This is a genomic window from Scytonema hofmannii PCC 7110 (assembly GCF_000346485.2).
GTDB classification, from domain to species: Bacteria; Cyanobacteriota; Cyanobacteriia; order Cyanobacteriales; family Nostocaceae; genus Scytonema; species Scytonema hofmannii.
This window is the reverse complement of the sequence record NZ_KQ976354.1, coordinates 4,036,752-4,063,151: the sequence shown is the minus strand read 5'-3', so window position 1 is coordinate 4,063,151 and position 26,400 is coordinate 4,036,752. Positions and strand designations below refer to the sequence as shown.

Here is a 26,400-nt window from a genome sequence, read left to right as displayed (position 1 = left end):
CGCGATTATTTATAAACTATTTTCCTTTTCTCGTTTGGGAACTTGACCGTAAGCAAATAGATAAGGTGCGCGTTGGTAATAGTAAATACAAACTGGATAAACAATACAATTGACAGTTTTCTGATATAGCTTGACACTCTGATATGTCAATCTAACTAATGGAATATTATCTTGCTTCCAAATTTCCTAAGTATTGTTTTAAAGAACGGGGCGTTAACAATTTTAAGACTTCTACAGTCGGAGAATAGTTAAAAACTTCTCTCTCTTCTCTCTTCATGATGTCTGCTGCTTGTGGGTGTATGTTTATAGATTAGCAGCAGGTGGAAAATGCTATTTCCATCTCAAAAGCTCTTTTTATTTGGAAGTCCCTAATATTAAGATGGCAATTGCACGGTAAAAGTTGTGAGTCGATTGGGCTGACTCGTGACGTGGATCGAACCCCGATGCAAGCGAACAATTTCATGAGCGATCGCCAGTCCCAATCCCGATCCTCCTGTATCGCGGGAGCGATCGCTCTCTACGCGGTAGAAACGCTCAAAGAGATGGGGTAAATGTTCGGCTTCAATACCTTTACCTGTATTAGTCACAGTCACTTTAGCCAGTCCCCTTTCTCCATGTGCTCTTACCGTAATTTGACCTTCACGGTTCGTATACTTGATGGCATTATCCAGTAAATTTAAAAACATCCGGGTTAAGTGGTCGGAGTTGCCAGCAATATAAAGAGAAGGCTCTATATTTATACTTATCGTAATATTCTTAATTTCTGCCGTTGGCTGAATTTGCTCTACAAGGATTTCTAATAAATCACTCAAGTCAATATTAGTCAAGCTAAATTGGTATTCAGATTCGCTTTGCTCCAAACGAGCTAAGAAAAGTAACCTATTAGTCAAGCGAATCAAGCTATCGACGTCCCCTTGTAATTCTCGCAGGGTACTCTCGTATTCTTCTACACTGCGAGATTGACTTAAAGTGACACCAAGCCGTCCTTTAATCACTGTGAGAGGTGTGCGTAACTCGTGAGAGACATCCGCCGTAAATCTTCGTTCGTGCTCAAATGCTTCTTGCAGACGATCTAACATCTTATCCATGGTGATAGATAATCGTCCTATTTCATCTGTGGAACCTCGATCTCCAATGCGTTGGGTAAAATCATTGGGACCAATCGCCTGTGCGGTGTGGATAATACGATTGATAGGACGTAACACCCGTTCAGCAAAAAATAATCCTCCAAACCCTACAATCAACAGAATGAAAGGACAACTAAAAAGCATCAAAGTCAGCAGATGTTCTGTGGCTTTAGAAATTGATTCAAGGGATTGAGCAACTTGCAACCAACCAATTTGAGTATATAAGTAGGTATCAAAAATTACCAACATACACCCCAAAAGTAGTATGTAACTGGCTGTTAAGCGTGTTCTAATTGTATTTTTTCTGAATTGCAAAAAAAACATAAAAATTAACTAACGAAACAAAACTTCAGGCAATATCCTAACCCTCTGATTGTATGGAGTAGTACCTAGTCCAAGCTACAGAGGAATCTGATTTTTAGGGTTATGGAGAGACAGGAGAATTCGTTTGTTAGCTAAGCTCATTTGAGGAATGCTAATAGGGACTAAAAATTCCTGTAATTACAGCTGCTTTGCTACTAAGTATTCAGTTTTTTTAGACTTCAGAGATTTCTATAATATGTGTAAAAAATGAAGAACTTATGAAGAAGTAAACTTTTGGCTTTCTCTGATTACGAGCATTTTTTTGTATCGACAGATTCGCTGACGTAGAGGGGGTAGAATTTGACAACGATTCGTTGTTCCCCCACCCCTCAACCCTGCCAACTTAGATAGTGACACGCACAATCACATCGTTGAAGTCCCTATCTCCGCCACCCTGTAAATCCTCAAAGCCGAAGGTATTGTTACCGAGAAGGCGAATATGATCGACGCGATCAGAATTTGCTCCCAAGTAGGCAAAATATACCTCATCTAACTTTTGACCGCTGAGAACCTGGCTCACTGAACCATTTGCAATTAGGAAAGGAGCAAAAATAGAGCCACTTGCCAACTGTCCTGAGAGGGTTGCTGTTTGTTGGTTTCCTACACTTAAGTCAATTCCTGTTACACGATTACTGACCGCTGCTTGAGCATAACCTGTGTTACCCGGTAGGATGTCTGCGGTACCATCCCCATTGGTATCAATTCCACCATTCTGGTCTACCACGCGGTAGAACCCAACAAAATTGTCGAAGGCTGCTTCGCGGTTAACCGTAAATGAAGCATTGACTTGTCCTGTCAGAGAGCGCAAATCCAGCACCTCGCCCTGCCCTTGTCCCTGCAAAGCTGTTCTTGCTGAGGTACCTTGGTTAACCAGATCGACTTGCACTACTACATCATTAAAGTCATTATTACCACTGTTGGGACTATCTTCAAAGCCGAAGGTGAAATTACTGGCAGTAGCATTAGAAACACGTACCGAAGTCTGGTTACTAAAAAAGACGCTGCTGGTAGGAATCTGTCCGGCTCGCAATCCATCAAGGCTACCGTTTTGAATTAAGAAAGTGGAAAAGCGTGCATTTGGCCCAAAATCTAAAGTGCTTGAGAGTTCAGAGTCAAAGCCATTGGGATTGTTACTGAGTGTGGAGAAGATGATACGGGAACGAGCGATCGCAGCATCAAGATAGCCTGTGGCATTAGGAGCAATGCCATTGATTGTACCCAAATCGTCATCAACCGTGAAAGCAACAATCTCGTTGACAAAAGCATTCTTTTGACTGGATAAGGAAAACTGCACAAGGTTTTGAACGTTGCTAGCGGTAGAGATAATAGTACTACCGTTGGCAGCAAAGTTAGCTGCGATCGTAGCGCTATTCTCAGCAACGGTATCGGTAGGGGTGCCAAATGCCACGGTGTCAATAGGAGCTTCCGCGATCGTCAAACCAGCTAAACTTGTTGCACCTGTACCAATGGGACTAACAAAGGTAGCAGCCCCCGTGCTTAGTTCGATCGCATACAAATTAGTGTCACTCCCAACCCTCAATGCTGCTAACGCCCGTCCGGATGCTGCTGAATTTGATGTAGAGACTTTTACATTTGACGGAATATCGAAACCACTGGCTTCAGTAAAGTCTAGTGGAGTATTGTTAAGAGTAATTGGCAACTGAACTGTTTGTGTGCCATTATTCGGTGGATTCTGAATAAACAGGCTGTTACTAGTAGAGTCCAGCGTGTATTGAGTTGTGGTTGTGGTTCCATTGAAACTGTTGGTGTAGGCAGTGGCAGAAATCCCAACTGAACCGATGGGAAGTCCATTCACTGAACCATCTGGGTTAATACCTGCTAATTCAGCATTTCCATCAACAGCTACACCTGTAATTGGATTGAGGCGGAAGTTCAAGCCAGTACCTGTGACGACACGGATGCGATCGACCGTTGGATTAAAGTCAAAACCAAAACCAGTGTTGGCAGAGGGTAGATCCACAGGGTTGCCAAGAGCATCAACAAAGGCAATTTGCCCTGCTCCCCCACCCACAATTGTTGCTGCTCCAGTTTGAGGATCGATCAGGTACAGACTGCTTGTGTTAGCTGCATCGTTAATTCCCAGTCCATATAACTGCCCAGTCGCTGGACGCAGATCGATGCCCACTAAGGTCTCACCTGCTGCTACACCAGTGACAGAGGCGGGTGTCACTGTTCCAGCACTGGCACTATTGAAGCGAAGGAGTTGAGTCCCATCTGCAGTCAATCCAATCAGGGGTATGCTAGCAGGAGCCACTTCATTTTGGAGTGCAAACCCTTGAACTGGATCTGTTCCTGCACCGACTGTTCCAACTAATGTCGCCGCACCTGTAGAAAGTTCTAGAGCGTAAAGTCCAGTTCTACCACCGACTGTGAGAACGGCAAATGCTTGTCCGGTGACTGAAGTATTTGATGCTGAGACATTAACACCTGATGGAATATCAAAGCCATTGACGTTAGTAAAGTCCAGAGGACTGCCATTAAGAGTCACTACCAGTGGTGATGTCTGAGTACCATTGTTGGGGGGATTCTGAATGAATAATGTATTAGTGACTGAATCTAGTGTGTATTGCGTCGTTGCTGTAACGTTGGGAGTGCTGTTTGTGTATGCCGTGGCATCCACTGTAGTCGTACCGCCATTAATCGAACCATCAAGATTGGTACCCGCCACAAGCATATTGCCATCGATCGCGGCTCCAGTGTTTGGGTTAACGCGAAAGTTTAGTCCACTTGAGGTAACAATGCGGAGGCGATCGACGGTTGGATTGAAATCTACTCCAAAGCCGGAACCTGTAATTGCAACAGAGTTGCCAGTATCATCAACAAATTGCCCCAATGTCCCGACAGCAGCCGCTAACCCAGTTTGGGTACTGATGGCATAAAGTTGGGCATTGCCCATACCATTGCTAGCGATTCCGTAGAGTTTGCCGTTTTGGGGACGCAAGTCAATACCTACTAAATTCTGACCTGATGCCAGTCCAGTAATGGGGATACTAGCGTTAGAATTATTAGGATTAGAAGTATCAAACGAGATCAGGGTATTGTTACTGAGAACATAAGCCGTTGTCATAATTTTATCTTTCTACTAAATTGGGTGTTCTGCTGCTCAATGAAGTTACTGATGAACTTGAGATAACTAAATTATGTAGTATCTTTAAAAAATACCCAATTTAATTATTCAAAATAGTTACGGTAATTTCAGGATTATCACTGAGTAAAGAAAATAAAAAAATGTGTATCAATGTGATTGCACACCATGGACTGTGTCGGCAAATAACTCAAAACAGATCTCGTTTTTATAACATTGTGTATTTTTGTAAAGAACTCTCAGAATATTACAAATTATCAAGAGAGCTTGACGCAGAAAAATAAATAATCTGCATCAGAGGGACTAATTTTTTTATTGGTGATAGAAATTTTGTAATTTCGTGGTAAAGTAACACCGTACATCAGTGGTCGCATCTAATCCACTACATCAAAGGCTTACCGAAAAGGTAGCCCGTGCAGACCACATATTTAGGCTTAAGATTTCGTCTTGTTGTCCGATACTGACTTCACGGATTAAAAATCCGCTTCCTTTGGAAGCGAATTTTTCAATCCAAAAATCTCCTAGTACCGCACCAGTTAGTTTTTACTGGCTGGTATTACCTTGAAATGGATCTCATACATATGAAAAAGACAGTGTATCGTGCGGCACTCAAACCCTGGATTGTTGTTCACTTACATTCTCTCAAAGAACGAACGATTGTGGCTCGCTTTCGTAACCGCAACGATGCAGATGGGCATTTAGCAGTTTTGCGTCGGGTGATGCCTGAAGCTGAGTTGCAAATCGCGTTTGATCGCGACTCAACAGATAATTAACGAGTTCAATTTGTGCGCTCTCCACATGAAATGTCCGGAGTTGGATTAACCGAAGTTGCTAGACGCTTGCATCTGACAAGCCTAGACAACTAGTGCTTGCCACTGTGGAGATAGTTGAAGTTGGAAGCCAAACGTCAATGAGTAGACCCTGTGATACTGGTCATGGGGTTTTCTTTGCCGTGCGATCGCCACGGGAGCATCCCAAATTTGGAAAAAACACGCAAGAGAATTGAAATCGCGGCTATACAAACAAAGTCCACCTGCGTGGACTGATGCATCAAAGCCTACGGAGGCAGGCTTTGGACGTATAGCAAGAGAATTCTATTCTTGCAGGCTTGTGCTCAATTGGGATGCTCCCCTCACCACTGCCTATTGTTGCTAAAGGTGCATAAGTTTGTTTCACTTAAGAGATTAACAATTTGTCACCAATGTCAATGACCTCTGTCACTCTTCTGGTTCGTTATACAAAAAACCTCAATAAGCATCATATATAAATATGCTTTACGGTTTCTAAATCTCAGCATAATGGTGCTAGATGAGAGAGAGATCTGAATGTTTTAATGCGAATGGTAGTTTTTGGAAAGCCCTAATTTTTGGCACTTATTGCAATTGAAAGTCATGAAAAATACATTATTTGATAAAATCTTCCGCGATAGCAATGGCGAAATTGTTTTAGCTCAGATGCCAAATTTACCGATTATTATTTGGATCGCAGCTAGTTTACTCAAACTAATTTTTACAACAGGCGTTGGGAATACAGCGTTAGACTTACTGGCTTTTGGCTCTTTATTTACTTGGGCATGGCTGGAATTATTTCAAGGCGTTAATTATTTTCGTAGAGCGTTAGGTTTCGGCGTGCTGATTGCTGTTATCGCGTCAAGAACTTTGGGTATTGATGCACTTGGTTCTTTCGGTGTTTGATGACTCGCAAGGAAACACGCCTCAAAGTGCGATCGCTCTTAGCGCAAGCCGTACTCGGCTTATCGCTTCGGCGCAAGCCGTACCCGGCTTATCGCTCAATAAGCTAACTTTAGCTACAAATGCTTTATGTAAACATTGGCAAAGTTTTTCCATGGGTGGCGATCGCTTTCTCCGACTACTACACCTCCTTGTGGACATCCGCAACAAATTTTTGAATTCTCCACGAGTTCTTCATTTTGTTCTCGTAATTTGGATAGTGTTACGGGTTGCATTTCCAAACCCTAAAGTTTAGTTGAATCAATTTTTCTAGATTCGAGGAAAGTGACAAAAACTTGGGTGTGAGACAATTGCACCCTAGAGTTAAGCCAACAACTTTTGACAAGTTGCTGGTCATTGAAAACCGTAAAAATCGCTAGGTAGTTGTCATGTTTATTACTTCATTAATCGGAATAACACTTGCCCTAGTTTGTCTTTATACCAGTAAAAGTATTATGGATGAGATAGTGAGGTTGGCAGTTAAATTAACTGCCTTGTTCTTACTTCTGTGTAGTGTGACTTTCGCACCCCTGCTCATCAAACTGCTAATTTTCATGACTTTGCTCATCACGGAAAAACCAACCTTCATCCTAAATAAGCTAATCACTGAAAAACCGACATCACCTTGAATAAACACAACTCAGCAATCCGAGGTGCGATAAGGCTGCAAGTGCGGTTAGCTTCGCGATAGCACTTCAATCAAGCTGCTGAAAGATATAGCAGGTCAAATTGTACTCCAGCCTAACTATGCAATTAATTTTGTATAACCACTTAAAAAAATAGACTCAGGCGATTGCTGAAAACCTGAGTCCATAATTATTCAAAGGAAAATAAAACAATTGCAATTATTCTTTACTCCTGGTATGCACTACTATGAGAAAAAATACCAGCATTTAATGCTCAAAGTCTCCAGAAGAAAGCAGAAGCTCTTGGTCTTCGACTTATCCCTAAACAGGAGGCTCGACAGGTGCTGGTTCCACGGGAGCAGGAGCAGTAGCTGGGATAACTCCTCCTAAAAGACCTGTTAAGATGTCAAGAGTAGGTATTCCTAATCCTATTCCTCCCAACAGACCACCTAACAAACCGCCTTTAATATCTTCTATTTCGCGCTCGGTCATCTCATTAAGGAAGCTTTCGGAATCCTGGAACAGCTCGGAACCTGCGGGGAGTAGATTACTGATTTCGATATTTGCCATCTGCGATTCTCCTGAGTAATTTAAGTAGCTTTGGAACAATTCAAGCACAGTAAGTTGCTTAGGTTGTACCTGTAGGTTATCAATTAAAAAAGGCAAAGTTCAAGCCTTTGAAATATTTTTTTTCGCTCTAATTCAAGAAGTTATTTCTTCAGTTAAGCTACCCGACAATATAATAAAAATAACTATACTCAAACAATTTTTTCAGCTTGGTGTAGCGGTCAAACCGCAAAATGGCAACGTATTTTGGATGAGTGCGTTCGCACGGTCGATGATGCTCACACCCATGTGTCCATCAAACTGCTTGGCGACAGCAACAATGCCATGCAGCCATTCCTCATAATCTTGTTCCCGCCCCGGACGAATTAGGTAGGAGATAATGATCTGTACGGCTCGTTACAGGCTCTTCTAACATTACATTTGACCTCATGTTGAATTGATTGAGACTGTGCAAGTTAAAAAATTCTTAGTTTATAAGTAGCGATCGCATTTTCATCTCTTTTTTAAGAACGAGCTGCATCTGTCCAATAATGAAAAGTTTTATGAGTAATCGCTTGGGTTTCCTCATTATAAATTTGTTGTAAACATTGGTAAAATCCTTGTCCATACCTTTCAAATCCCAATATCAGTAAGCACTTAAGAATGCGAGTGATGCGAAGATAGTTATGATTTCCAAAGTTTATCCACTCTTTTGCACGAATTTCATAGTTTTGTGCTTTCGTCACAACATAGCGATCGTCCTCCATGTTGCCTTCTAAACCGTAAAACCTCAACATAACAGTGAAAGACTGTAACAAGTTTTTTTGAAGGTTAAACTCAGTCCGAAATCTTTGAATAACTTCATTGTTAAGAACAGGTGCGTGGGAATTAAAAAAGCTTTTCTCACTTATAGGAAATAACCATTGGATATAGTCGTGTTTGTATTCCAATCTCTCAAAATCCCAAGCCCATATTTCCTGAATCATTCGCCCTTCTATATCTGGCTGTTCTGCCAGATAAAACGGCACAATCATAGCGGTGAGTTGTTTTTCAGTTTTCATAGCAAGCAATTGTAGTTTTTTAAAATACTAACTTGATATTACAGTCAAGAAGTGCGATAAGCGAAGCATAACGGCTTAAGCCGTATCGCATTTCTTGACTAGTTTGGGGTTGTAGTTATACAAATCGCATAACTCGAAAAGTCTTGGTACATTATTTAATACTTAACTCAAATGTAGTCCCTTTAAGCCCAGGTTCGGGGTGTGCTTCTACATAAGCTATAATAATTTGTTGAAATGCTTGTGCGTAGTTAAATGCAGCTGTTAGTTGCTTCCAATTAGGAGTGCGAGAAAACTTAATTCCTTGTTTTTTAGCTGCTTTACGACAAGCATTGTAAGAACCATATTCTTCGAGCAACTGTGCTTTATCAATTTTTTGTAGTCCGCCAGGTAAAGCTGCAACAGCCGATTCAGTGACTTGGGACTCCTGCTGCAAGAGTTGGTTAACCGCAACAGTTGCAACCGTATATACAGCCGCCGCATTCTGCAATTCCACCTGCTGGTTGTCTTTCAGTTGTTCTATAAGTTGAGTGATTCGTTTTTTTCCCATGAGTTTTACCTATTTATTTATCTAAAAGTGCTCGTCCAACTGAAGCAGGGTCTGTATGCATTTGTGGTTTCTCCCTTCGCTCGTCGGTATCAACACTACCAGGAAGGTGAGATGGAGAGGCTTGGGACAGTTGGTTCACTTTTCCCTCCACTCCTTTGTCCTCACGCCACCACATTACGATCGCTTTAATTGCTTTTAAGAAATTCATGAAACGGCTGGGAGAGGCTAGAGCACTCCAGTAAACTTGGTCTGGATTTTCAACATCCGAGACAGAATCAAAAGCTTTTGAAAGTCGATCCATCTGTCCCACCATTGAGGAGAGTTCATGCTCCAAATCCGAAACAATCTGTCGGTTGCTCTCAGCAAGCTGTTCTTTCTCCTGTTTGAGTTGACCAAGCATACTCTGTAGGCGCTCTAGATCTGTTTTAAAGCGAATAGCAGACTGTTTGGATTCTTCGTTTCTACGTTGGAGTTGTGCTCGGCTGCGATTTGTAAAAATCAAACAATCGCGCATCTCTTCGTACAACTTATTTGCCTCAGGTTGAGGTAAACTTTCGATAGTTTTGGGAAATTCTGTAGCGGAACGGAAGCGAGCAGATGATTCTTTCGGGGTGGTCATGGTTGTTTCAAACAATTACAGAGAGTCATTTAGTAGCAAGCACTTGATAATCAAAACCTAATGGTTTTCTTTAATTCCTGAATTCCTGCCGCTTTTTTGGACACTTTTATAATTGTCCTCTACCACTTTACTATCCAAGTGGCTGCATAAACATTTTGTCATATATAATACATTGAGAACTATAGTATAATTACATATTTCATACAGATTGCGATCGCATCTTCAAGTTTGACAGTTTGTCTTTTGACAAGTGTTGTAACAAGTGTTGTCACCTAAAAACTGTATAACTAGTAACAAACCTGTTGAACATGACTGAATTGTAAAGATTTGTGAAAAACTTCTGACCAATTACGGAAGACACGAATTGTTGTCTGTCTTACAATAAAAGAAAAGTCAACTTTTGTTGAGAGTAACTTAGGTCAAACTCTGCCTGCAAAAGCAAGTCTGGGGAGAAAAGCGGTGTCAACTGCAATTGGGATTAACTGGAACGAAATTCAGCAACTTAGGGAAAAAAAAGTCGTCAATCCGTCACCAAGCTTTGACGAGATTGCAGCCAAGCTACGTAAAGCAGCAAGGCAAGTTAAGCAAGAGTGGAATGACTACTCTACAGAAGATCGCGAAAAGCTTAAAAATATTGCATATGGCTTGATTGAACCTTCTAAAATATCGTTCAATCTATGGCAAGAGGTTCGGACAATAGCTTTCGCAATTTTCCTTGCTGTGACCAATCAAACGCGATCGTTTTACTCTTGCATTGAGGCATTGGATCTACTAATTGATAACATTTTAGATGCTGTTGAGCGTGATGATAGTAGCTATCAAACGGTTTTATCTGATACTCTAGAACAGTTGTACTTAGACCAAGAACAGGGTCAAGAAATAGGGGCGGAGGAAACCCGTGAGTGGCTGCATAACCTATCAGATAAAGCGCTTAGACAAATTTGAGAGCAGTTTCGACAAACTAGTTAAAGCGCACTACCGTAAAAACAAAAGAGCTAGGAGTTCTTTCGAGAATTTAATTGATTACTTTATTGATGAACTCCGAAAAAATCCTAGCTTTGAACTATCAGATGATGAAAATTTTCCCAAAGGGTGTAATAAGATAGATTTTCAGTTTAGAAAAATACGCTTTAATATGCCCGAACTGCAAGGTGCAGCAAGGTATGGTCGGTTGATGTATATTGTTCACGAACCCCAGCACACAGTTTATTTGCTTTGGGTGTACACTCATGAAGAGTTTCGCAAAAGACCGGGTGATGACGAGTTACGAAGAGAGTTTAACAGCATACAACAGCGAGCCCAGCAAGAACCAACTGAGTTAACAGATGACTTTGAATAAAAATTTAATATTGCACAGATCGAATTTCACAGCAATGATTGAAATTACGCAAGGCAACTTATTGACAGAACCAGCCCAAGCTCTAGTAAACACAGTTAATTGTGTCGGTATCATGGGTAAAGATATCGCCTTGCAATTTAAAGATGAAAAAAAAACCGCGTTCGCGAAGCGTGTCCGTAAGGACATAGACGCAAAGGGCGCAAAGTAATATAAAAAGAATATGAGTCTGAACGTTGTTTTACCCAACAAAGTTCCTTTGCCGAAGTACTAGTAGTCTGTCACATCAACTTTGCTGGGTAAGTAGTAGGTGGAACCAGGAAACCCGTGAGTGGCTGCATAACCTATCATAATAAAGCGCTTAGACAAGTTTGAAAGCAGTTTTGACAAATTAGTTAAAGCGCCCTACCGTAAAAACAAGCATAGCTAGGATCTCTTTTGAGAATTTAATAGATTACTTTTGCGATCGCGAATTTTGAGTTGTTGCTAAGTTCGTCGAGATCGAGCTACCGTAAGGTTATTGATGAGAAGAGTAAATTCTAAGTTCATCACCAACGCAAATTGTTTTTCCTTCTTCGGTAACAGGTAGCCGCGTGTTGATTGCCAAGCGGTAGAAGTGGTTGAATCGCGATCGCTCTGCCCATGCAGGTAAACTTGTGCGTCGTTGTGCCACAAAGGTTTTTTGGAAGTTTGGGTAAGCAACTCCGGTTTTGGAATCACGAGTAATCACGACGCAGCGCTGACAAGGGTTAATGCCCATAAACTGTACATCTCCAATCTGGAAATTAACCGTTCCCTCTGCTTCTGTAAAAAGCCGATCTTCCCAAAAGGCAGGGACACCTGAAATTTCAATATTCGAGCGAAAACGCAAACGAACTTCTTCAACATCAAGTCCGGGATACCATGAGGCAATTGCTTCTAGTGTTGCTGTGCTAATAATGGTTGGACCAAGAGACACAGTATCATCTGGAAATCCCGTGTCGAGGTTTTGCTTCACTTCTACTGGAAAATTAAAGAATTCACCCAACCAACATTCAAGTGCTTCACGCTCTTTCTCAACATGAAATATATTCACACGATCTGTTTCCTGTACCCGCAAAGAAACAATGTTGGTTTCGAGATCGAATTCAGAGCGTATGGCATGGATTTGATCGTTACGCTTACCATTGACGAAGTGACCCGATTTATCAAAGATAGCAAACTTGCGATCTTGCTTCAATGCACCACTTTTGAGAACAGTTATATTCTCAATGCTAACTCTATCCAAAGATTTAATTGGATAAATGAATAATCTTGAAACGTAAGGAATCACGTCATTCATAAATAACGCCTGAATTGTCCTTTGAATTTATGGTATCACTTAAACTTTTGTTTGAATTTATAGCTTGATATCTCGTATGCTCAACTTGAAGAAACCGGGTTTTGGTGATTTCTGTACCGATGCTCTAGTACACTTAACTGAACTGTATTGATTTATGTAAAGTTATGTGTTTAGATTTTATGTAATCAAATCCTGGCTGGAGGACTTCTTTTTGAGGAGATTGCTAGCTATGCCATCTAAGCAAATTCAGATTGGACATTTGAACTTCCACGTTCTAGAAGAAGGAAACGGATTACCAGTTTTGCTTCTGCACGGATTTCCAGATTCTTCATATCTCTGGCGACATCAGATTCCAGCACTTGCTACCGAGGGGATGCATATCATCGCTCCAGATTTACGTGGGTTTGGTGAGTCTGACAAGCCAGCAGAGCCAGAGTTTTACAAATTGCAACTCATTGTTGAAGACGTAATTGGGATACTTAACCAACTCGGTATTGAGCGCACTCATGTTGTAGGTCATGACTGGTAGTGCAGTGAGTTGGATGCTCGCTTCCCTTTATCCAGAGCGGGTCGATCGCCTAGTTGCTCTTTCCGTAGGACATCCGGCGACTTTTTTCAAAACTGGGATGGAGCAACGAGAAAAGTCGTGGTATATGTTGCTATTTCAGTTTAGCGGAATTGCTGAAGAGTTACTGACTCGTGACGATTGGAAGCTCTTTCGTGACTTGTTTAATCATCATCCAGAGATGTCTAAGTGGCTCAAAGATCTCCAACGACCGGGAGCTTTAACAGCAGCTTTGAACTGGTATCGAGCAAATGTGGCTCCTGAACAATGGCTTCCAGAGAAATGGTTGCTCCCAAACGTCCAAGCCTCAGTGATGGGAGTTTGGAGCAGCAAAGATGCCTATCTAACCGAAACGCAGATGCTCTTATCCGCTCAATATGTTTCTGGAGCGTGGAATTATGAACGAATAGAGGGCGCGAGCCACTGGATGCAGCTTGACCAGCCTAAAAAAGTTAATAGTTTGCTCTTAAATTTTCTTTTAAACTAAGATTGAATAAAAACCCGATAAAGTTAGATCCCGGAGTTCTCAAAGAAGTCGAGGATCTGAAAACATTAGGAAAGCTTGCGATAGTAGACTAACTTGTGCTCGCGTAAAACTTCTGGATGTAAAATTTTAATGATGTCAGATAAGACGAGATGGGGGTTGCTGATTCCGCTTTCCCAGTAGTCGTTACCTCCACTGGAGTTAAGACGAGCGTTATTATTATAGAGATCCCCTTTTTTGACAGCTTTAAAATCTGCATAACGGTTGTCTTCAGCAAGTAAATCTTTTTTAGTTTTCCAATATAAACTCCCATTTAACCAATAATCGGCATTGGTAGCACGTTCAAAGACTTGTTCCAAGGATAATGGTAAAGTTCCTGATAATTTATTTTCTCTCCATATGTAATTTGCACCTGCGTCAGCAAAATATTGGGCTACATAACTGTTACCTCCTGGCATATACCAGGTTCCTTTTGAGTTAAATCCGACAAATACGGTTGGATGATTTTTTGCGGCTTTGGCTTTGCCTGAAATTGCTTGATATTGTTTTGCAATTTCGTCAAAAATTTCTTCTGCTTTGGCTTCACGATTAAAAAATAGAGATGTAAATTTTATCCATTCGGCTCGTCCTAATGGAGATGATTCCATATAATCAGCATTAATAGCTACCTTTAAACCTGCTTCTATGAGTCTGGGGTAGCTATCAATGTTTGGATTACCTACTCCATACGTCGTTACCAAATCTGGGTTTAATTCTAATAATTTTTCTACGTTCAGACTATTATCAATTCCTAATTTGACTAATTTATTAGCTTTGATTTTTTCAACAACGCTACTGGTATTGACTGTACTTATATCGCTGACTCCAAGCAGTTTATCTACAACTCCTAACTTATCTAAATGAGGTAAATGAGTCGTAGAAAGCGAAACGATGGTATTGATAGGGACTTGAATAGTTTGTGATTCTTGAAATCCTTTGGGAACAGGCGTACCGCATTGTACAAGAACATATTGAAATGTGGTATTTGCATTTTGCCATGGATTTTTTACTGTAACAATTTTATAGTTTTTATGGTATTCTACTCCAAAACCTTTTGCATAATCAACACTGACTCTTTTGGAAAAGTAATCGGTTGTTTCACTGTAATTTTTAACGCATTCTTGGTTAAGCTTACTATTATATCCTGTAATTGTGTTATTGCTAGTTTTCTTTGAACTGTAGCAAGAAACCACAAAAATAGTAATTAAGACTATCTGACAGAAAAAGATTATAGGTTTGAATCGTAAAAACTTTATATCTTTCATGTTTGTTAGATTGTAGACAAGATCGAAATTCTGTAAGTTCTTTACAATTTAGTCCATACAGGCGGACGAGCGTTTGTATAGTAGTGAATTCTATTCGCCCTCTAGCATCACTGTACCATGTGGTTGGGCAAGAGCATCATGTGCGATCGCCTATAGCTTTTGTAGTGTATGAACGAACTCAATATACGGTTAACTGTACATAACAAGTACGGTGGATTTTCACTATAAATTTAGCGGTTATCTGCACTTCTCCTTTGGTAGAGAAATTTGTCAATATAATCTTGTAGCTTAAGGGCGTTTGAATGAAAAAGAAATTTTTTAACCAAATATTTCAAACTGGTATTCGTAAAGTTTTACGTCATCCCAAATATCGGTTATTTGCAATTGTTGCTGGTTTATTCTATTTAATCAGTCCATTAGATATTTCACCGGATTTTATCCCCTTTTTAGGATGGGTAGACGATGGTTTGATTGCTAGCTTTGTAGTTGCAGAAGCTTCCCAAATTCTTATAGAAGAGATGAAAAAGCGTAAAAAAGTAACTTCTGCTGAATCAACTTCTCCTCAAACAGGAAATACAATTGATGTTGAAGCTGTAACGCTTTCGTAAAATTTCTATTTTTGCATTTTAGCAAACATATTGTAAGTGCGATAAGCCGCCAGCTTATCGCATTTCATTTATAACGATTGCTTTGACGGTACGGTTATTATCAATAATGATAGTAGTTAAAGCCGAACCATAAAGGTTTTTCTCAGAAATATCATAAGAATAGAAAGTAAACAACAAGAACGCGATCGTTAATTATTCACAACACTTATGACACTAATTCGTTATAACCCTTGGAAAGAGATAAACGCACTCCAACGCCTGTTGGAAGATACAAGAGTTCCATTTGAAAGAGATTTCATTAAAGTTCCTTCTGCTGAACTGACCCAAACAGATGATGCTGTTTACCTGAAGTTGGAACTTCCAGGTATGGATGCTAAAGATTTAGATATCCAAGTGACAGAAAACTCTGTTTCTATTAGTGGAGAGCGCAAGTCCGAAACTAAGACCGAAGACAAAGACCGTACTTTGACTGAATTCCACTATGGTAAGTTTCATCGCGTAATTCCCTTGAAAATCAAGATTCAGAATACTGAGGTGACAGCAGAATACAAAGACGGCATTTTGAATCTGACACTGCCAAAGAAAGAGGAAGAAAAGAACAAAGTGGTCAAAGTCAATCTAGAACAGCCTGCTGCTTAGTTGACTGTTTAAGGGATAAATTTCCTTGTATGTAGATAATTATCAAGCAACCCCGGTCTAGTTAGAGTTACCGGGGTTTTTTCTATGGAGTGCGATCGCCCTTGGCGCAAGCTGTACCCAGCTTATCGCGGAGCGTGGCACTTCTCGATTTGGTATCCAAAAATCGCGCTCGCCTCCGTCACCAGTATAGAACGGGCGTCCCCGTCCGTCCCACAAGATTGGGTAGAGGGCAGAGGACAGAAAAGAAAATTTCCGGCTCAAATAATAACCAATTTCGTTTACACTACTTAATGAAGTTACATATGGAGTTTAGTTCCGATATGGCAGACATAGTAGATACTGCAGTGAGTGCGGGTTCTTTCAACACCTTAGTGGCTGCTGTTCAAGCTGCAGGTTTAGTAGACACCCTTAAAGGACCTGGCCCGTTCACCGTTTTCGCGCCAACAGATGATGCATTTGCTAAGCTGCCTTCGGGTACAGTTGAGTCATTACTTCAGGACATTCCCCAACTAACGAAGATCTTGACGTATCATGTTGTTGCTGGAAAGGTCACAGCTGCTGATGTGGTCAACCTGGATTCAGCTCCCACAGTTGAAGGTTCAACTTTAAAAATTGATGCATCAAATGGTGTGAAAGTCAATGACTCAACAGTTATCACACCAGATATTGCTGCTGATAATGGCATTATCCATGTCATTGATACAGTGCTGATTCCTCAATAAGTACGTTTTCGTTTTTTGTTAATTATCTGGTTAGCCAAATTTAACTCGCTTATGCGAGCGCTCTCCAGTTAGCACCCATTTAGCTGACGTTCATCGATAAATATTTGGAATACCTTACACTACGTAATACTTAAAACAGCCTGTGGATGTAAAAGCATTCGCGGGTTTTCTTCATGTACGAAAGCTTCAATTAAAAATTTCATCATTACAAAGGGAGATAAGAGAAATTCTATAGCACTTCTCACATACGCTTTGCTGTCGAGAACCAAAAACATAGCTGAATCAGGAGTCAACTTATAACAAAGCTGCTTCTTTGATTAGAAAACCTGCGATCGCGCTTGTAATCGGACAGTATCCTCATCCCTCGCTCTAATTACAAACTCAAGATAATGGCTCAATCCGCTAGATCGGAAGAGATGCTTGATTTAAAGCGATCGCTAGACTCAAATTTCTAGCATAGATTACAAATTTGTATTTGAAAAGCGAGTATTGTGTTTTTACACAAGAAACTGTTTTTCTTGTGTTATGGAAGTCCTATTTGATTTTTGAAATCTACGTAGGGTGGGCTAAAGCCCTATCTACAAAGAAGTCGGGGATCTAGAATTGCTGCTATTGAAAATTACTAAAAGTATGTTGAATGCGAGTCATCTATGGTGCAAAACTCAAAACTGCGGATATATTTTAGAAGACAGGAAATGCTCCAAGTATGAATGTTTCCAGGGACTTACCAACTGTGAGCTTACCGCTTTTGACTAGTTCACAGACTAACAATAATATTTTGTCAAGCAAACAAGCACTTCTGACATTAAGTCACGATCCCCTTTCATCACATTCCTCTGCTCTCAGTCATATCACTAAATTCGTTACTTCCCAAGAATTTGTTAGTCAAGAAATTGCTGAAGAGCGAATTCAAACTCAAAGGGTATTACCGGGAGAAATAGCAGGCGATATTGCTAATTGGGGATTAAGAGAAGATGGAAGTGGAGCTAAACCAAGATACTATAAAGATGGTGTTCATCTCTACCGTTTTGATGCAAGTGGGCGAACCTACCAGGGTATTGAATATGCGAAAGAGACAATCCTAGTGATTCATGGTTGGAAAAACTCGTCTGACGATGAGATTTTTAGCAACTTACAGCGAGAATTGGCTAAACAGAACCCTTCTAAACAAATCCTCGCTCTAGATTGGCGAGATCCAGCAAATCACGATGAAGACAAGGGACTAAAACCTAATTACACATCAGGCTCTGTTGCTCCAGTTGCTCAATGGGCTGCCAGAACTCTCAACAGCCTGGAAATAACAGGTCAGCAATTGAGTCTTGTAGGCTTTAGTCTGGGAGCATATGTTGCTGCTGAAATAGGATTTCTTTTGGGCAAAGCAGCTCATCTCACAGCCTTAGATCCTGCTTACGAAGCTAGTACTTATGATATTGATGGTAATAACTTTGGTAATCAAACACCTAAGCCATTTGGAGATGTTGCTTACCAATCGTTAGCAGTGGTCGTATCAGACGAAAGCGGAGGCTATGCTGGTGATAATAACCATGCAGCTACTGCTAGTAATTCTTTTCTATTACGTTTTCGTGGTGATAATTGGAATGAGTATGACCGGAATGTGAAATACCACAGTGCAGTGGTAGAAGTATATACAGATTTCATTTCCCACCAGCGCCGCCTACCTGCTTTTGAGTCTAACCGCTTCGACAACAACGCAAGTTATGGCTCAATTCATGAAGGTTGCTTTAACATCAACCGCCGTGATGAACGTTGGTATGAAGATGGTTTTGACTACTTTTCAGGCTCAACCCAATTGAGTCGTTGGGTGTAACAGTGACCAGTGAACAGTGAACAGTGACCAGTGACCAGTGACCAGTAACTGGTAAGAAGTATTTTTGGAATATAGTTCCAGTTTACATAGTCAAATATATACAGACTACTACATCTGGGTTTAAGCAACACCTTTTTTATCGTGTTCACGACAGAACAAAGGTGTTAAACGCCAAAGGATGTACTACCAGACATCCCCTATCCCTCCCGACAATCTCTTGCAAGCAATTAAAAGAGTTTGGGATTACTTTTCTTGCGATGTTAAACGCACCATTAACATCTGCATGAATTTTCAAACCATCTTTACTGATATACCACGCACGTTGTGTTCGCTTTCCAGAGAAAGTATGTTTTATCTTGTGATGAGGGTCAAATGTTGGGATGATGTCCCAATCAATTAGCGAAGCCTTGGATGTGTATGATTCTTCACCAACCTTAACAGTGATGCCAACTTTTTCTAATTTGTAAGTCAACATCTCGATAAATTTAGCGTGGGGGATCTGAGTAAAGTTTTGGTTATTTCTTTTCCCAATATTTAGAGAAGTTTTCCATTGTTCGTTTTTCCCTATAGCTACTAGGGTTACACCATTTTTAAGCAGCTCGTCAACAATCATCTTTGTTGAGGAATGTAAGTAGCTATCAACAAAGTCATTCCGATTGCGAACAACATTTTGAATTCGCCTAGATGTACCAATACCTGCTGGTAGGAAACCTCTAAATCTAGCTACCTGCTTGTTGTAAAGCTGGTTAGCTGATTTTAAAGGTTTACCGTTTATGGCTATTGGTTGTATGGTTGGGTCACTAAAGACAATCGTGGCTAAATTGTCTAACCCAATGTCTATAGAGGCTGCTAACTCTGGATTGAGACTACAAAAAAATTCTGTAGAGTCTGGAACATTATAGACAATTTCTATGACAAAACAACCTGTTTTAGGTATGATTCTTACTTCACGCAAGTCTTCAAATTTTAACCCAGGTTTTACTGGTATCTTAATTGGAGACATCGAAGGTGCGATGCAGCCATTTTTAAACTCCTTTTTACCAATAGCTTGATAGTTAAATTTGACGATGTTGAGCTCGCCGTCAATATAACTAGGGGCTCTTCAGTACTTGTTATGCTAAAATAACAAGTACTGAAGAACCCTATATTTTACTATTTTATAAGTAAAGTTTTATCATACCGGACAATGCGATCACCTCGGTCAACTTACCTATTTTTTATTTATTTTTTTGTATTACTGGGGAGTGATGTAGAAAGCCCTTTCAATTAGGTTTCCTAGGAAGCGTAAGGAATTGGCACAAATATCAGATTTTGGGGAAGCCTGAATTTGTGCCAATCCAAGTATTCATTGAGGAATGAATCATGTTTTATCATACCAAAAAACTACAGTATTTTAAAGCACCAGAAAAACCAGATGCTATCTACGCAAAGAAAATTCAGGAACTGATTGGCGGTACTTTTGGTGAAATGACTGTGATGATGCAGTACCTGTTTCAAGGTTGGAACTGTCGCGGACCTGCTAAATACCGAGATATGCTTTTGGATATCGGTACTGAAGAAATCGGTCACGTTGAGATGCTTGCTACAATGATTGCCCACTTGCTGGATAAAGCACCTATCAAATTACAAGAAGAGGGAGCACAAGACCCAGTTGTGGGAGCAGTCATGGGCGGAACTAAGGCACGCGATAGCATTACTGATATTATAGGGGCAGCGATGAATCCCCAACACGCTATTGTGTCTGGGTTGGGTGCAATGCCTGCTGATAGTGTTGGTTTCCCTTGGAATGGTCGCTTTATTGTTGCTAGCGGTAACTTGTTGGCAGATTTCCGCTCCAATCTTCATGCTGAATCTCAGGGACGTTTGCAAGCTGTGCGAATGTACGAGATGAGTAACGACCCTGGCGTTAAAGATACCCTAAGTTTCATGATTGCTCGCGATACCATGCATCAGAATCAGTGGATAGCAGCTGTCAAGGATCTGGAAGAATCTGGATTGGAAACAACACCCGTTCCCGGTTCCTTCCCATTGGATTTGGAGAAGCGCGAGTTTGCATACCAGTTCTGGAATCATTCTGAAGGAACCGAAAGTGCTGAAGGTCTTTGGGCAAAAGGTCCTTCTCCAGATGGTAAGGGCGAATTCCAATATATTGAAAATCCCCAGCCCCTCGGACCAGAACCCAATCCTCCACAATCCGATCCACGACTCCATGGTACTCCACTCTCACCTACAGATGGAACGGGACAAGTTCAAGGCGGTAACGGTTCTCCTTTGATTAATCGCACCACTATTAGCAAATAATTACTGGCTCTCTCCTCCTAGTTTTGGCTACCCCTTGTTCCATCAAGAGCCGGAAAACCGTCAGGTAGTGGATCTGCACCCAATACTGCAAGGGATTACGAGCGTTGAGGTGTCAGAACCCCGGTTTCTTGAAGGAACCGGGGTTCTAATTTCGCTTATCCGAGTAGTATTGAACGAGAAACGACGCTCTCACAAACATCGCTCGCCTTCACTTTCAGAGATAGCCTCATGCCGTCTAACTGGGTGTACCGGGACGCACATAGACTAAATTGATACTTTTTTATTACGCAGTTTCTTGAAATAGGTAACCTTCGGGCTGGACAGGACTAGCTCTTGTGGGACGGGCGAGGACGCCCCTTCTCGAAGTGGATTTTTATAAGCGCAATATCTTACTCTATATTATCCTAAAGATAATCCTTATAATCCTCATGGCAAATCAACTATTTGTAGCAGCAACCTTCATTGGGTTTCTTGCTCTGATTGTCTGTGTCGGAATCTACTCATCTACCCGCAAGCAAAATACCACTGCTGATTACATACTAGCGAGTCGAGCAGTTAGTCCGTGGCTGACAGCTCTCTCAGCAATGTCTACCGGACAGAGTGGCTTGTTGTTTCTAGGTCAGGTTGGTTTTGCCTATAAAATAGGAATTTCTTCAATTTGGCTGGTTATTGGCTGGGCAATAGGAGATTACTTAGCCTGGTTATTTTTTTTCAAACGGTTAAGACAAATTTCAGAAGAAACCTCGTCTGATACAGTTTCTGCCTTTCTTGCTCAAAATCACTCCGGTGCTCGTTGGATTTCTATTGTCTCGGCTGTGGTAATTATCGCTTTTCTTGGTTCCTATGCAGCATCACAACTAGTAGCAGGAAGCAAAGCACTTCATGTCGTGTTTGGTTGGGACTACTCACTAGGAATTGTGCTAGGAGCTATCATTGTCATTATTTACTGTTTTTCTGGGGGTGTTCGTGCTGAAATCTGGACAGATGCAGCCCAAGGAATCGTGATGATTGGTTCGTTGCTGTTACTGCTAACTGTTGCGATCGCCAAATGTGGTGGAGTCGGCGAACTTTGGACTAAACTTTCTTCTATTGACTCGCAACTCGTTAACTTAAATCCCAAAAACCTTCCTCTGGGCTTTGTGCCTTTTTTTATTGGCTGGATAGTAGCTGGGTTTGGTGTGGTCGGTCAACCGCATATATTGGTAAGGGCAATGGCGATCGACTCGCCTAACAATATTAACCGTGCTCTCAATATCAAAACCATTTGTGCTCTGATTAATTCTTTTTCTGCCATTGGTATAGGATTGACTGCGAGAGTACTTCTACCAGGCTTGATGACAGGCGGCGATCCCGAATTAGCTTTACCTTATTTAGCCCAGGATTTATTACCAGCCGTCTTTGTTGGGCTAATGCTATCAGGAGTCTTTGCCGCTACCATGTCTACTGCTGATTCTCAAATCCTCTGTTGTTCGGCAGCAATCACGCAAGACATATTTCCTCAATTTGCCAATTCTTACAAACTGGTAAAGTTAGGAACCTTAACGGTGGCAATGATAGTTTTGAGCATTGCACTAGGAGGTGATGACAATGTATTCCTTTTCGTCACATTTTCTTGGTCTGCTTTAGCTTCAGCATTAGGTCCACTACTGATATTGCGTGTCTGGCAATTGCCTATCAGTACACCTGTGGCAATATTAATGATAGTGACTGGGATTGCGGCTGCTCTCAGTTGGAATCTCGTCTTCAAATTGTCTCCTATTGTTTACGAAGTTCTACCAGGAATGGTTGCGGGTATACTTGTCTATTTGATTGCTCGCATTTTTACAAAAAATCGACAAATGACAAATGACATTAATTCTTACAAATGACGACGGGATCGACGCCCCTGGTATTCGCGCACTTCTGAAAGCTGTCAATGGTCGCGAAGTTATTATTGCCGCCCCACGAGACCACCTCTCTGGCTGCGGACACCAAGTTACTACCACTCAACCAATTCAAGTCAACCGCCGCTCAGACAATGAGTATGCGATCGCAGGCACTCCTGCAGATTGTGTCAGAATTTCCATATCACACATTTGCCCAAATGTCAAACTTGTGCTATCTGGGATCAATGCAGGCGGGAATCTCGGAGTTGATGCCTACATTTCCGGTACTGTTGCCGCCGTGCGAGAAGCTGCAATGAACGGTATTCCTGGAATCGCGGTTTCTCACTATCGCAAACGAAATGTAGTCGTAGATTGGGATGTTCTGGCAAGATGGACATCTAATGTTTTAGCTGACTTACTCAAACGTCCTCTAGAACCAGAAACCTTCTGGAACGTCAACCTACCCCATCTTATGCCAGGAGAACCCGATCCAGAAGTTGTGTTTTGCCAACCCTGTACCAAACCGTTACCCATCAACTACCGTATTGAAGGCGATAATTTTTATTATTATGGAGAGTATGCCAAGCGCGATCGCACTCCAGGTAGCGACGTGGATATATGTTTTTCAGGAAAAATTGCTATTACTCAGTTAAAGATTTAACCTTCATTCCGACGGTCCTTCAATCAACGTCATGAGACGATCTAAAGTTCGTGTAAGTTGTGTGAGTTTTTGCAATGAGTCATCTTGAGTGTCCGCAAGAGTTTGCACGGCATCACACAGCGCAAAAATTTGATAGCCTTGCTGCTGTAGTTGTCTTCCTTGTGCTTCAACTTGGATGCTAAGAGTATCCACTCTTTCTGCGAGACGTTCTATAGTCTCTGTAGTAGAAAGTACAGCTTCTCCAATTTGTTCCACGATGGACTCTAATCTGCCTACTTTGATTTGAGACCCTGCTAGTACCATGTCTTTTACACCTTCCGTTTGAAAGTTTTCAGTAATTTCTTGTAAAAATTTGAAATAAATATACAATTAGCCATGCAAAATAAACATTGCTGATTGAATCGTATTCTGCTAGCGTTCTGAAGACACTGGTGTAAACCCTTAATTTAGATCGTTTTCAAGATTTGTAATCAAAGGTATTTTCTCGGAGAATTCACAGAACAAAGCAAAAATCTGTTCATTACAAACTTTCTAGAGGGCTTCTTTATCCTTTATGCGAAATTTATAATAGATCCCGATCCCATCCAGATGGATGAAGATTCAGTGAAAGTACTGTTGAGCTTGATTCCCTTTTGTGAAACAGAGTTTATAGTCAAAGTAATCTACGTGATTTTACGTTTTTCGCTCAACTGGCTTGACAATGTACCAGATATCTTACACAACCGTTCTTGAAGGTGCAGCTGCTAACACTTGGGATTTGCAACTAAAACCTCACTCTTCTGTCAACTCTAAATTTAAACGTCTCTTAGACATCCTAGGAAGTTTAGTAGGACTACTGATTCTTGCAATTGTGTCCCTACCCGTGGCAATAGCAATTAAACTAGATAGCCCCGGTCCAATCTTCTTCTCACAAGAACGCTACGGGCTTCACGGTCACCGCTTCCGCCTGTGGAAATTCCGCTCTATGGTTTCAAATGCTGAACAATTGAAATCAATAGTAAAAAATGAAGCCAACGGTCTCATTTTTAAAAATAAAAATGATTTCCGAGTCACAAGAGTCGGACGGTTTTTAAGAAGTACAAGCTTGGATGAGTTACCACAGTTTTGGAACGTTCTAGTAGGCGAAATGAGTTTGGTAGGTACTCGTCCCCCTACAGCAGACGAAGTAGCCCACTACAATCAACGCCACTGGCAGCGTTTAAATGTTAAACCTGGGTTAACTGGTGAATGGCAAGTCAACGGTCGCTCTCACGTAAAAGATTTTGAGCAAATTGTGGATCTAGACTTGCAATATCAAAAGAAGTGGTATCCATTGTACGATTTACTCTTGATTACCCGGACGTTTATTATCCTGCTAGGTCGGGTTGGTGCTTTCTAGAAAAAACTAGCTACGAGTCATTAGTCGTTAGTTTGTAGCTAATGCTAACTTAGTACAGCTTTGCATTAATACGAGCGCGAATTTCTCCATCATCTGCGCCACTGTATATGACCATTTGATGGGTTGGTCAGAGTCGTTGTGATGAGCAATAAAATCAGTAATACGTTGTTGTAACGTCTTCAGGTCAGGAAAATCATTTGGAGTCAGTAATTTACGCGCTTATAATACTGAACCAGATTTCAATTTGATCTAACCACGAAGCATATTTTGGTAGCCAGACCACTTCCACCGTAAAATTCCACCCCTCCTGTTTTTGCTTCTGATTCAATCAAGCCTGCAATTGCTTTGGCGCATGGGTAGAGCCGTTGTCGAGAATCAAATCAATATGGCGCACGCCCAAACGAATGGCTTCTAGGATCAATACCTCCAACAGAAATGCTTGAAAATCAAGGAATGTTTTTGTTGGGCGACAACAACCATAAATCAGACCTTCAGCAACGCTCAAAGCCGCAAAAAGATGTGTTGCTCCTTTTAGAAGGCTCGCAGTGACTTTTGCTCGTACAATTGCTTCAAACATTCGCGGACGACACGGACGTGGCGCTTTTTCCATACTTCGAGCGTCAGCAAAACCAGATAACATCCGGTTGTATTTCTTGCCTTTGTTGAGATCTTTCTTCTTGTGGAAGAAGTCTAACTTTTCAACAACAATTGGTTTTTTGGATGCTAGCGCTCGTTGAGTGATTTTAGTGAAAGCTGAAGCTAGTCGTGTTTCTGTCTGTTCTGTGGAGCATGAGTGCAAATCTAAATGAATTTTTCACCATCCAATCGGATTTCCATAGAGCCATGTGGCATCTTCTAATTTTTCTGCGCTACCTCGACTTATTGAGCGGATACAAATTACACAATTGAGCAAAAAGTGTTAGATAATTATTCCGCTTATATAGAAGAATATGAGTTGTCTTCGGAATTTTTTAGAAGTTTACAGCATAGCCGAGCTTAATATTCATACTTTCTCTTAGATAAGATCAACCAATGAAAACTTTAGCAAGTTAACCTTAAATTACTTAACTTTTCTAGCGTCAGGATAAAAAATATGCAACAATTTCACTTGACATAATTCCTAGCCTAATTCTTCTAACAACTGGGAATTGAAGGAAGAATTTACGGTTGAGCCTTCTCAACCTTTTTTTTAACCTTTTTAGAGCGCATAAGGTTCCTCAGAATTTTTCCATTTTCTTCCCCTCATGTCATTAGATACGGTATTTATATAACAACAGTGAATACAAAATTTATGGTCGTAATTAGCCAGCTAAATATTTTGCCTATAACTACATTTTTTGATATCCTTAAAACATATTTAGATAAAATAAATAAATAAAAATTAAGCTTAACTTGCTAAACTTTTGTGGTGAAACCAGAAAAAGGATGCAATAATTCCATTTGTGATTGACAAAATTCCTAACCGGATTTTCATCATAACTGGTAAATTGAAATAAGCGGTTGAGCCTTTTCAACCGTATTTTTTTTACTTCATCAATTCTTCCCCAAAATTACATTTAATTGAGGCAGGCACTATTTTCCTCGCCACTGCTGTGGTCATGGTTTAGACGAGGGGAAACTGGGTAAGGGTTTCAACCCTACACTGAGGTCTGCCCTACACTCT

28 protein-coding genes are annotated in these 26,400 nt (G+C 40.9%); 16 read left to right on the top strand and 12 right to left on the bottom strand.

All coding sequences use genetic code 11. From position 1 onward, the window contains the following. Positions 1-9 precede the first annotated feature (9 nt). The 3 genes from WA1_RS52795 to WA1_RS16600 all read right to left on the bottom strand — a co-directional run bounded on the left by WA1_RS52795 (position 10) and on the right by WA1_RS16600 (position 4,578). Entirely contained in the window at positions 10-183 is a 174-nt protein-coding gene (locus WA1_RS52795; protein WP_081402894.1) for a TIGR03985 family CRISPR-associated protein, read from the bottom strand. Positions 184-374: 191 nt separating this feature from the next. Next, the gene (locus WA1_RS16605) at positions 375-1,376 is read right to left on the bottom strand and encodes a sensor histidine kinase (protein ID WP_017746569.1); all 1,002 of its coding nucleotides are present in this window, start codon (positions 1,374-1,376) and stop codon (positions 375-377) included. A 457-nt stretch (positions 1,377-1,833) separates the two neighbouring features. Continuing rightward, positions 1,834-4,578, bottom strand: a complete 2,745-nt coding sequence (locus WA1_RS16600) for a DUF4394 domain-containing protein (RefSeq protein WP_017746568.1) — start codon at positions 4,576-4,578, stop codon at positions 1,834-1,836. A gap of 599 nt (positions 4,579-5,177) precedes the next feature. Between WA1_RS16600 and WA1_RS16595 the strand changes: the two genes are divergently transcribed. The 3 genes from WA1_RS16595 (at position 5,178) to WA1_RS16585 (ending at position 6,582) form a co-directional block, all read left to right on the top strand. After that, positions 5,178-5,369, top strand: a complete 192-nt coding sequence (locus tag WA1_RS16595) for a hypothetical protein (protein WP_017746567.1) — start codon at positions 5,178-5,180, stop codon at positions 5,367-5,369. A 618-nt stretch (positions 5,370-5,987) separates the two neighbouring features. Then, positions 5,988-6,290 (top strand): hypothetical protein, encoded by a 303-nt coding sequence (locus WA1_RS16590; RefSeq protein ID WP_017746566.1) that lies wholly within the window; start codon positions 5,988-5,990, stop codon positions 6,288-6,290. After that, positions 6,283-6,582 carry a hypothetical protein gene (locus tag WA1_RS16585; RefSeq protein WP_017746565.1) on the top strand — a complete coding sequence of 100 codons (300 nt, stop codon included), beginning with the start codon at positions 6,283-6,285 and terminating at the stop codon, positions 6,580-6,582. The genes WA1_RS16590 and WA1_RS16585 overlap by 8 nt, the downstream gene beginning before the upstream one ends. Positions 6,583-7,273: 691 nt before the next feature. Here the strand turns inward: WA1_RS16585 and WA1_RS16575 are convergent. The 4 genes from WA1_RS16575 to WA1_RS16560 form a co-directional block, all read right to left on the bottom strand. Further along, positions 7,274-7,522 carry a hypothetical protein gene (locus WA1_RS16575; protein WP_033336100.1) on the bottom strand — a complete coding sequence of 83 codons (249 nt, stop codon included), beginning with the start codon at positions 7,520-7,522 and terminating at the stop codon, positions 7,274-7,276. Between the two features lie 500 nt (positions 7,523-8,022). Beyond that, a complete protein-coding gene (locus WA1_RS16570; protein ID WP_017746562.1) occupies positions 8,023-8,559 on the bottom strand; it encodes an opioid growth factor receptor-related protein in 537 nt (178 codons plus the stop codon). Positions 8,560-8,710: 151 nt separating this feature from the next. Further along, positions 8,711-9,106: a hypothetical protein gene (locus tag WA1_RS16565; RefSeq protein ID WP_017746561.1), complete on the bottom strand. Its 396-nt coding sequence runs from the start codon at positions 9,104-9,106 to the stop codon at positions 8,711-8,713. Positions 9,107-9,119: 13 nt separating this feature from the next. After that, positions 9,120-9,725: a hypothetical protein gene (locus tag WA1_RS16560; protein WP_017746560.1), complete on the bottom strand. Its 606-nt coding sequence runs from the start codon at positions 9,723-9,725 to the stop codon at positions 9,120-9,122. A 459-nt stretch (positions 9,726-10,184) separates the two neighbouring features. On the opposite strand from WA1_RS16560, the gene WA1_RS16555 reads away from it, so the two are divergent. Genes WA1_RS16555 through WA1_RS59830 form a run of 3 tightly spaced genes read left to right on the top strand, consistent with a single transcriptional unit; the run spans position 10,185 to position 11,272 of the window. Then, entirely contained in the window at positions 10,185-10,670 is a 486-nt protein-coding gene (locus WA1_RS16555; RefSeq protein WP_017746559.1) for a hypothetical protein, read from the top strand. After that, on the top strand, positions 10,624-11,064 hold the full coding sequence (locus WA1_RS16550; RefSeq protein ID WP_017746558.1) for a hypothetical protein: 441 nt from the start codon (positions 10,624-10,626) through the stop codon (positions 11,062-11,064). The genes WA1_RS16555 and WA1_RS16550 overlap by 47 nt, the downstream gene beginning before the upstream one ends. Before the next feature lie 34 nt (positions 11,065-11,098). Further along, positions 11,099-11,272, top strand: a complete 174-nt coding sequence (locus tag WA1_RS59830; RefSeq protein WP_272819154.1) for a macro domain-containing protein — start codon at positions 11,099-11,101, stop codon at positions 11,270-11,272. Positions 11,273-11,578: 306 nt separating this feature from the next. On the opposite strand, the gene WA1_RS16540 is transcribed toward WA1_RS59830, so the two are convergent. Further along, on the bottom strand, positions 11,579-12,382 hold the full coding sequence (locus WA1_RS16540) for an MOSC domain-containing protein (protein ID WP_017746556.1): 804 nt from the start codon (positions 12,380-12,382) through the stop codon (positions 11,579-11,581). A 229-nt stretch (positions 12,383-12,611) separates the two neighbouring features. Between WA1_RS16540 and WA1_RS58710 the strand changes: the two genes are divergently transcribed. Both WA1_RS58710 and WA1_RS58705 read left to right on the top strand, forming a co-directional pair. Next, a complete protein-coding gene (locus WA1_RS58710; protein ID WP_017746555.1) occupies positions 12,612-12,911 on the top strand; it encodes an alpha/beta fold hydrolase in 300 nt (99 codons plus the stop codon). Then, a complete protein-coding gene (locus tag WA1_RS58705; protein ID WP_017746554.1) occupies positions 12,901-13,434 on the top strand; it encodes an alpha/beta fold hydrolase in 534 nt (177 codons plus the stop codon). The genes WA1_RS58710 and WA1_RS58705 overlap by 11 nt, the downstream gene beginning before the upstream one ends. Positions 13,435-13,499: 65 nt before the next feature. On the opposite strand, the gene WA1_RS16530 is transcribed toward WA1_RS58705, so the two are convergent. Next, positions 13,500-14,735 (bottom strand): ABC transporter substrate-binding protein, encoded by a 1,236-nt coding sequence (locus tag WA1_RS16530; protein WP_017746553.1) that lies wholly within the window; start codon positions 14,733-14,735, stop codon positions 13,500-13,502. Positions 14,736-15,037: 302 nt separating this feature from the next. On the opposite strand from WA1_RS16530, the gene WA1_RS16525 reads away from it, so the two are divergent. The 4 genes from WA1_RS16525 (at position 15,038) to WA1_RS16510 (ending at position 18,532) form a co-directional block, all read left to right on the top strand. Further along, positions 15,038-15,343, top strand: a complete 306-nt coding sequence (locus WA1_RS16525) for a YkvA family protein (protein WP_017746552.1) — start codon at positions 15,038-15,040, stop codon at positions 15,341-15,343. A gap of 207 nt (positions 15,344-15,550) precedes the next feature. Continuing rightward, a complete protein-coding gene (locus tag WA1_RS16520) occupies positions 15,551-15,982 on the top strand; it encodes an Hsp20/alpha crystallin family protein (RefSeq protein WP_017746551.1) in 432 nt (143 codons plus the stop codon). 320 nt (positions 15,983-16,302) lie between these two features. Beyond that, positions 16,303-16,704 (top strand): fasciclin domain-containing protein, encoded by a 402-nt coding sequence (locus WA1_RS16515; protein WP_026135010.1) that lies wholly within the window; start codon positions 16,303-16,305, stop codon positions 16,702-16,704. A 706-nt stretch (positions 16,705-17,410) separates the two neighbouring features. Then, on the top strand, positions 17,411-18,532 hold the full coding sequence (locus WA1_RS16510; protein WP_017746549.1) for an alpha/beta fold hydrolase: 1,122 nt from the start codon (positions 17,411-17,413) through the stop codon (positions 18,530-18,532). Between the two features lie 145 nt (positions 18,533-18,677). Here the strand turns inward: WA1_RS16510 and WA1_RS16505 are convergent, their stop codons facing one another. Continuing rightward, the gene (locus tag WA1_RS16505) at positions 18,678-19,535 is read right to left on the bottom strand and encodes an RNA-guided endonuclease InsQ/TnpB family protein (RefSeq protein ID WP_017746548.1); all 858 of its coding nucleotides are present in this window, start codon (positions 19,533-19,535) and stop codon (positions 18,678-18,680) included. A gap of 359 nt (positions 19,536-19,894) precedes the next feature. On the opposite strand from WA1_RS16505, the gene WA1_RS16500 reads away from it, so the two are divergent. The 3 genes from WA1_RS16500 to surE all read left to right on the top strand — a co-directional run bounded on the left by WA1_RS16500 (position 19,895) and on the right by surE (position 23,359). Beyond that, positions 19,895-20,833, top strand: coding sequence for a manganese catalase (locus tag WA1_RS16500; protein ID WP_017746547.1), 939 nt, complete (start codon positions 19,895-19,897; stop codon positions 20,831-20,833). Between the two features lie 428 nt (positions 20,834-21,261). After that, the gene (locus tag WA1_RS16495; RefSeq protein ID WP_017746546.1) at positions 21,262-22,701 is read left to right on the top strand and encodes a sodium/proline symporter; all 1,440 of its coding nucleotides are present in this window, start codon (positions 21,262-21,264) and stop codon (positions 22,699-22,701) included. Further along, the gene (surE, locus tag WA1_RS16490; RefSeq protein WP_017746545.1) at positions 22,679-23,359 is read left to right on the top strand and encodes a 5'/3'-nucleotidase SurE; all 681 of its coding nucleotides are present in this window, start codon (positions 22,679-22,681) and stop codon (positions 23,357-23,359) included. Before WA1_RS16495 ends, surE begins: the two co-directional genes overlap by 23 nt. A gap of 3 nt (positions 23,360-23,362) precedes the next feature. On the opposite strand, the gene WA1_RS16485 is transcribed toward surE, so the two are convergent. Then, a complete protein-coding gene (locus WA1_RS16485; RefSeq protein ID WP_026135009.1) occupies positions 23,363-23,662 on the bottom strand; it encodes a hypothetical protein in 300 nt (99 codons plus the stop codon). Between the two features lie 397 nt (positions 23,663-24,059). Between WA1_RS16485 and WA1_RS16480 the strand changes: the two genes are divergently transcribed. Next, positions 24,060-24,737, top strand: a complete 678-nt coding sequence (locus WA1_RS16480; protein WP_017746543.1) for a sugar transferase — start codon at positions 24,060-24,062, stop codon at positions 24,735-24,737. 328 nt (positions 24,738-25,065) lie between these two features. Here WA1_RS16480 and WA1_RS58700 read toward each other — a convergent pair whose 3' ends face one another. After that, on the bottom strand, positions 25,066-25,536 hold the full coding sequence (locus tag WA1_RS58700) for a hypothetical protein (RefSeq protein ID WP_017746542.1): 471 nt from the start codon (positions 25,534-25,536) through the stop codon (positions 25,066-25,068). Between the last annotated feature and the right edge of the window lie 864 nt (positions 25,537-26,400).

Excerpts from the sequence above, each read along its gene's own strand:
- WA1_RS16605 (WP_017746569.1), bottom strand. The coding sequence starts at position 1,376 with ATGTTGGTAATTTTTGATACCTACTTATATACTCAAATTGGTTGGTTG.
- WA1_RS16600 (WP_017746568.1), bottom strand. The coding sequence starts at position 4,578 with ATGACAACGGCTTATGTTCTCAGTAACAATACCCTGATCTCGTTTGAT.
- WA1_RS16595 (WP_017746567.1), top strand. The coding sequence starts at position 5,178 with ATGAAAAAGACAGTGTATCGTGCGGCACTCAAACCCTGGATTGTTGTT.
- WA1_RS16590 (WP_017746566.1), top strand. The coding sequence starts at position 5,988 with ATGAAAAATACATTATTTGATAAAATCTTCCGCGATAGCAATGGCGAA.
- WA1_RS16575 (WP_033336100.1), bottom strand. The coding sequence starts at position 7,522 with ATGGCAAATATCGAAATCAGTAATCTACTCCCCGCAGGTTCCGAGCTG.
- WA1_RS16570 (WP_017746562.1), bottom strand. The coding sequence starts at position 8,559 with ATGAAAACTGAAAAACAACTCACCGCTATGATTGTGCCGTTTTATCTG.
- WA1_RS16565 (WP_017746561.1), bottom strand. The coding sequence starts at position 9,106 with ATGGGAAAAAAACGAATCACTCAACTTATAGAACAACTGAAAGACAAC.
- WA1_RS16560 (WP_017746560.1), bottom strand. The coding sequence starts at position 9,725 with ATGACCACCCCGAAAGAATCATCTGCTCGCTTCCGTTCCGCTACAGAA.
- WA1_RS59830 (WP_272819154.1), top strand. The coding sequence starts at position 11,099 with ATGATTGAAATTACGCAAGGCAACTTATTGACAGAACCAGCCCAAGCT.
- WA1_RS16540 (WP_017746556.1), bottom strand. The coding sequence starts at position 12,382 with ATGAATGACGTGATTCCTTACGTTTCAAGATTATTCATTTATCCAATT.
- WA1_RS58710 (WP_017746555.1), top strand. The coding sequence starts at position 12,612 with ATGCCATCTAAGCAAATTCAGATTGGACATTTGAACTTCCACGTTCTA.
- WA1_RS58705 (WP_017746554.1), top strand. The coding sequence starts at position 12,901 with ATGACTGGTAGTGCAGTGAGTTGGATGCTCGCTTCCCTTTATCCAGAG.
- WA1_RS16530 (WP_017746553.1), bottom strand. The coding sequence starts at position 14,735 with ATGAAAGATATAAAGTTTTTACGATTCAAACCTATAATCTTTTTCTGT.
- WA1_RS16525 (WP_017746552.1), top strand. The coding sequence starts at position 15,038 with ATGAAAAAGAAATTTTTTAACCAAATATTTCAAACTGGTATTCGTAAA.
- WA1_RS16520 (WP_017746551.1), top strand. The coding sequence starts at position 15,551 with ATGACACTAATTCGTTATAACCCTTGGAAAGAGATAAACGCACTCCAA.
- WA1_RS16515 (WP_026135010.1), top strand. The coding sequence starts at position 16,303 with ATGGCAGACATAGTAGATACTGCAGTGAGTGCGGGTTCTTTCAACACC.
- WA1_RS16510 (WP_017746549.1), top strand. The coding sequence starts at position 17,411 with ATGAATGTTTCCAGGGACTTACCAACTGTGAGCTTACCGCTTTTGACT.
- WA1_RS16505 (WP_017746548.1), bottom strand. The coding sequence starts at position 19,535 with ATGTCTCCAATTAAGATACCAGTAAAACCTGGGTTAAAATTTGAAGAC.
- WA1_RS16500 (WP_017746547.1), top strand. The coding sequence starts at position 19,895 with ATGTTTTATCATACCAAAAAACTACAGTATTTTAAAGCACCAGAAAAA.
- WA1_RS16495 (WP_017746546.1), top strand. The coding sequence starts at position 21,262 with ATGGCAAATCAACTATTTGTAGCAGCAACCTTCATTGGGTTTCTTGCT.
- surE (WP_017746545.1), top strand. The coding sequence starts at position 22,679 with ATGACATTAATTCTTACAAATGACGACGGGATCGACGCCCCTGGTATT.
- WA1_RS16485 (WP_026135009.1), bottom strand. The coding sequence starts at position 23,662 with ATGGTACTAGCAGGGTCTCAAATCAAAGTAGGCAGATTAGAGTCCATC.
- WA1_RS16480 (WP_017746543.1), top strand. The coding sequence starts at position 24,060 with ATGTACCAGATATCTTACACAACCGTTCTTGAAGGTGCAGCTGCTAAC.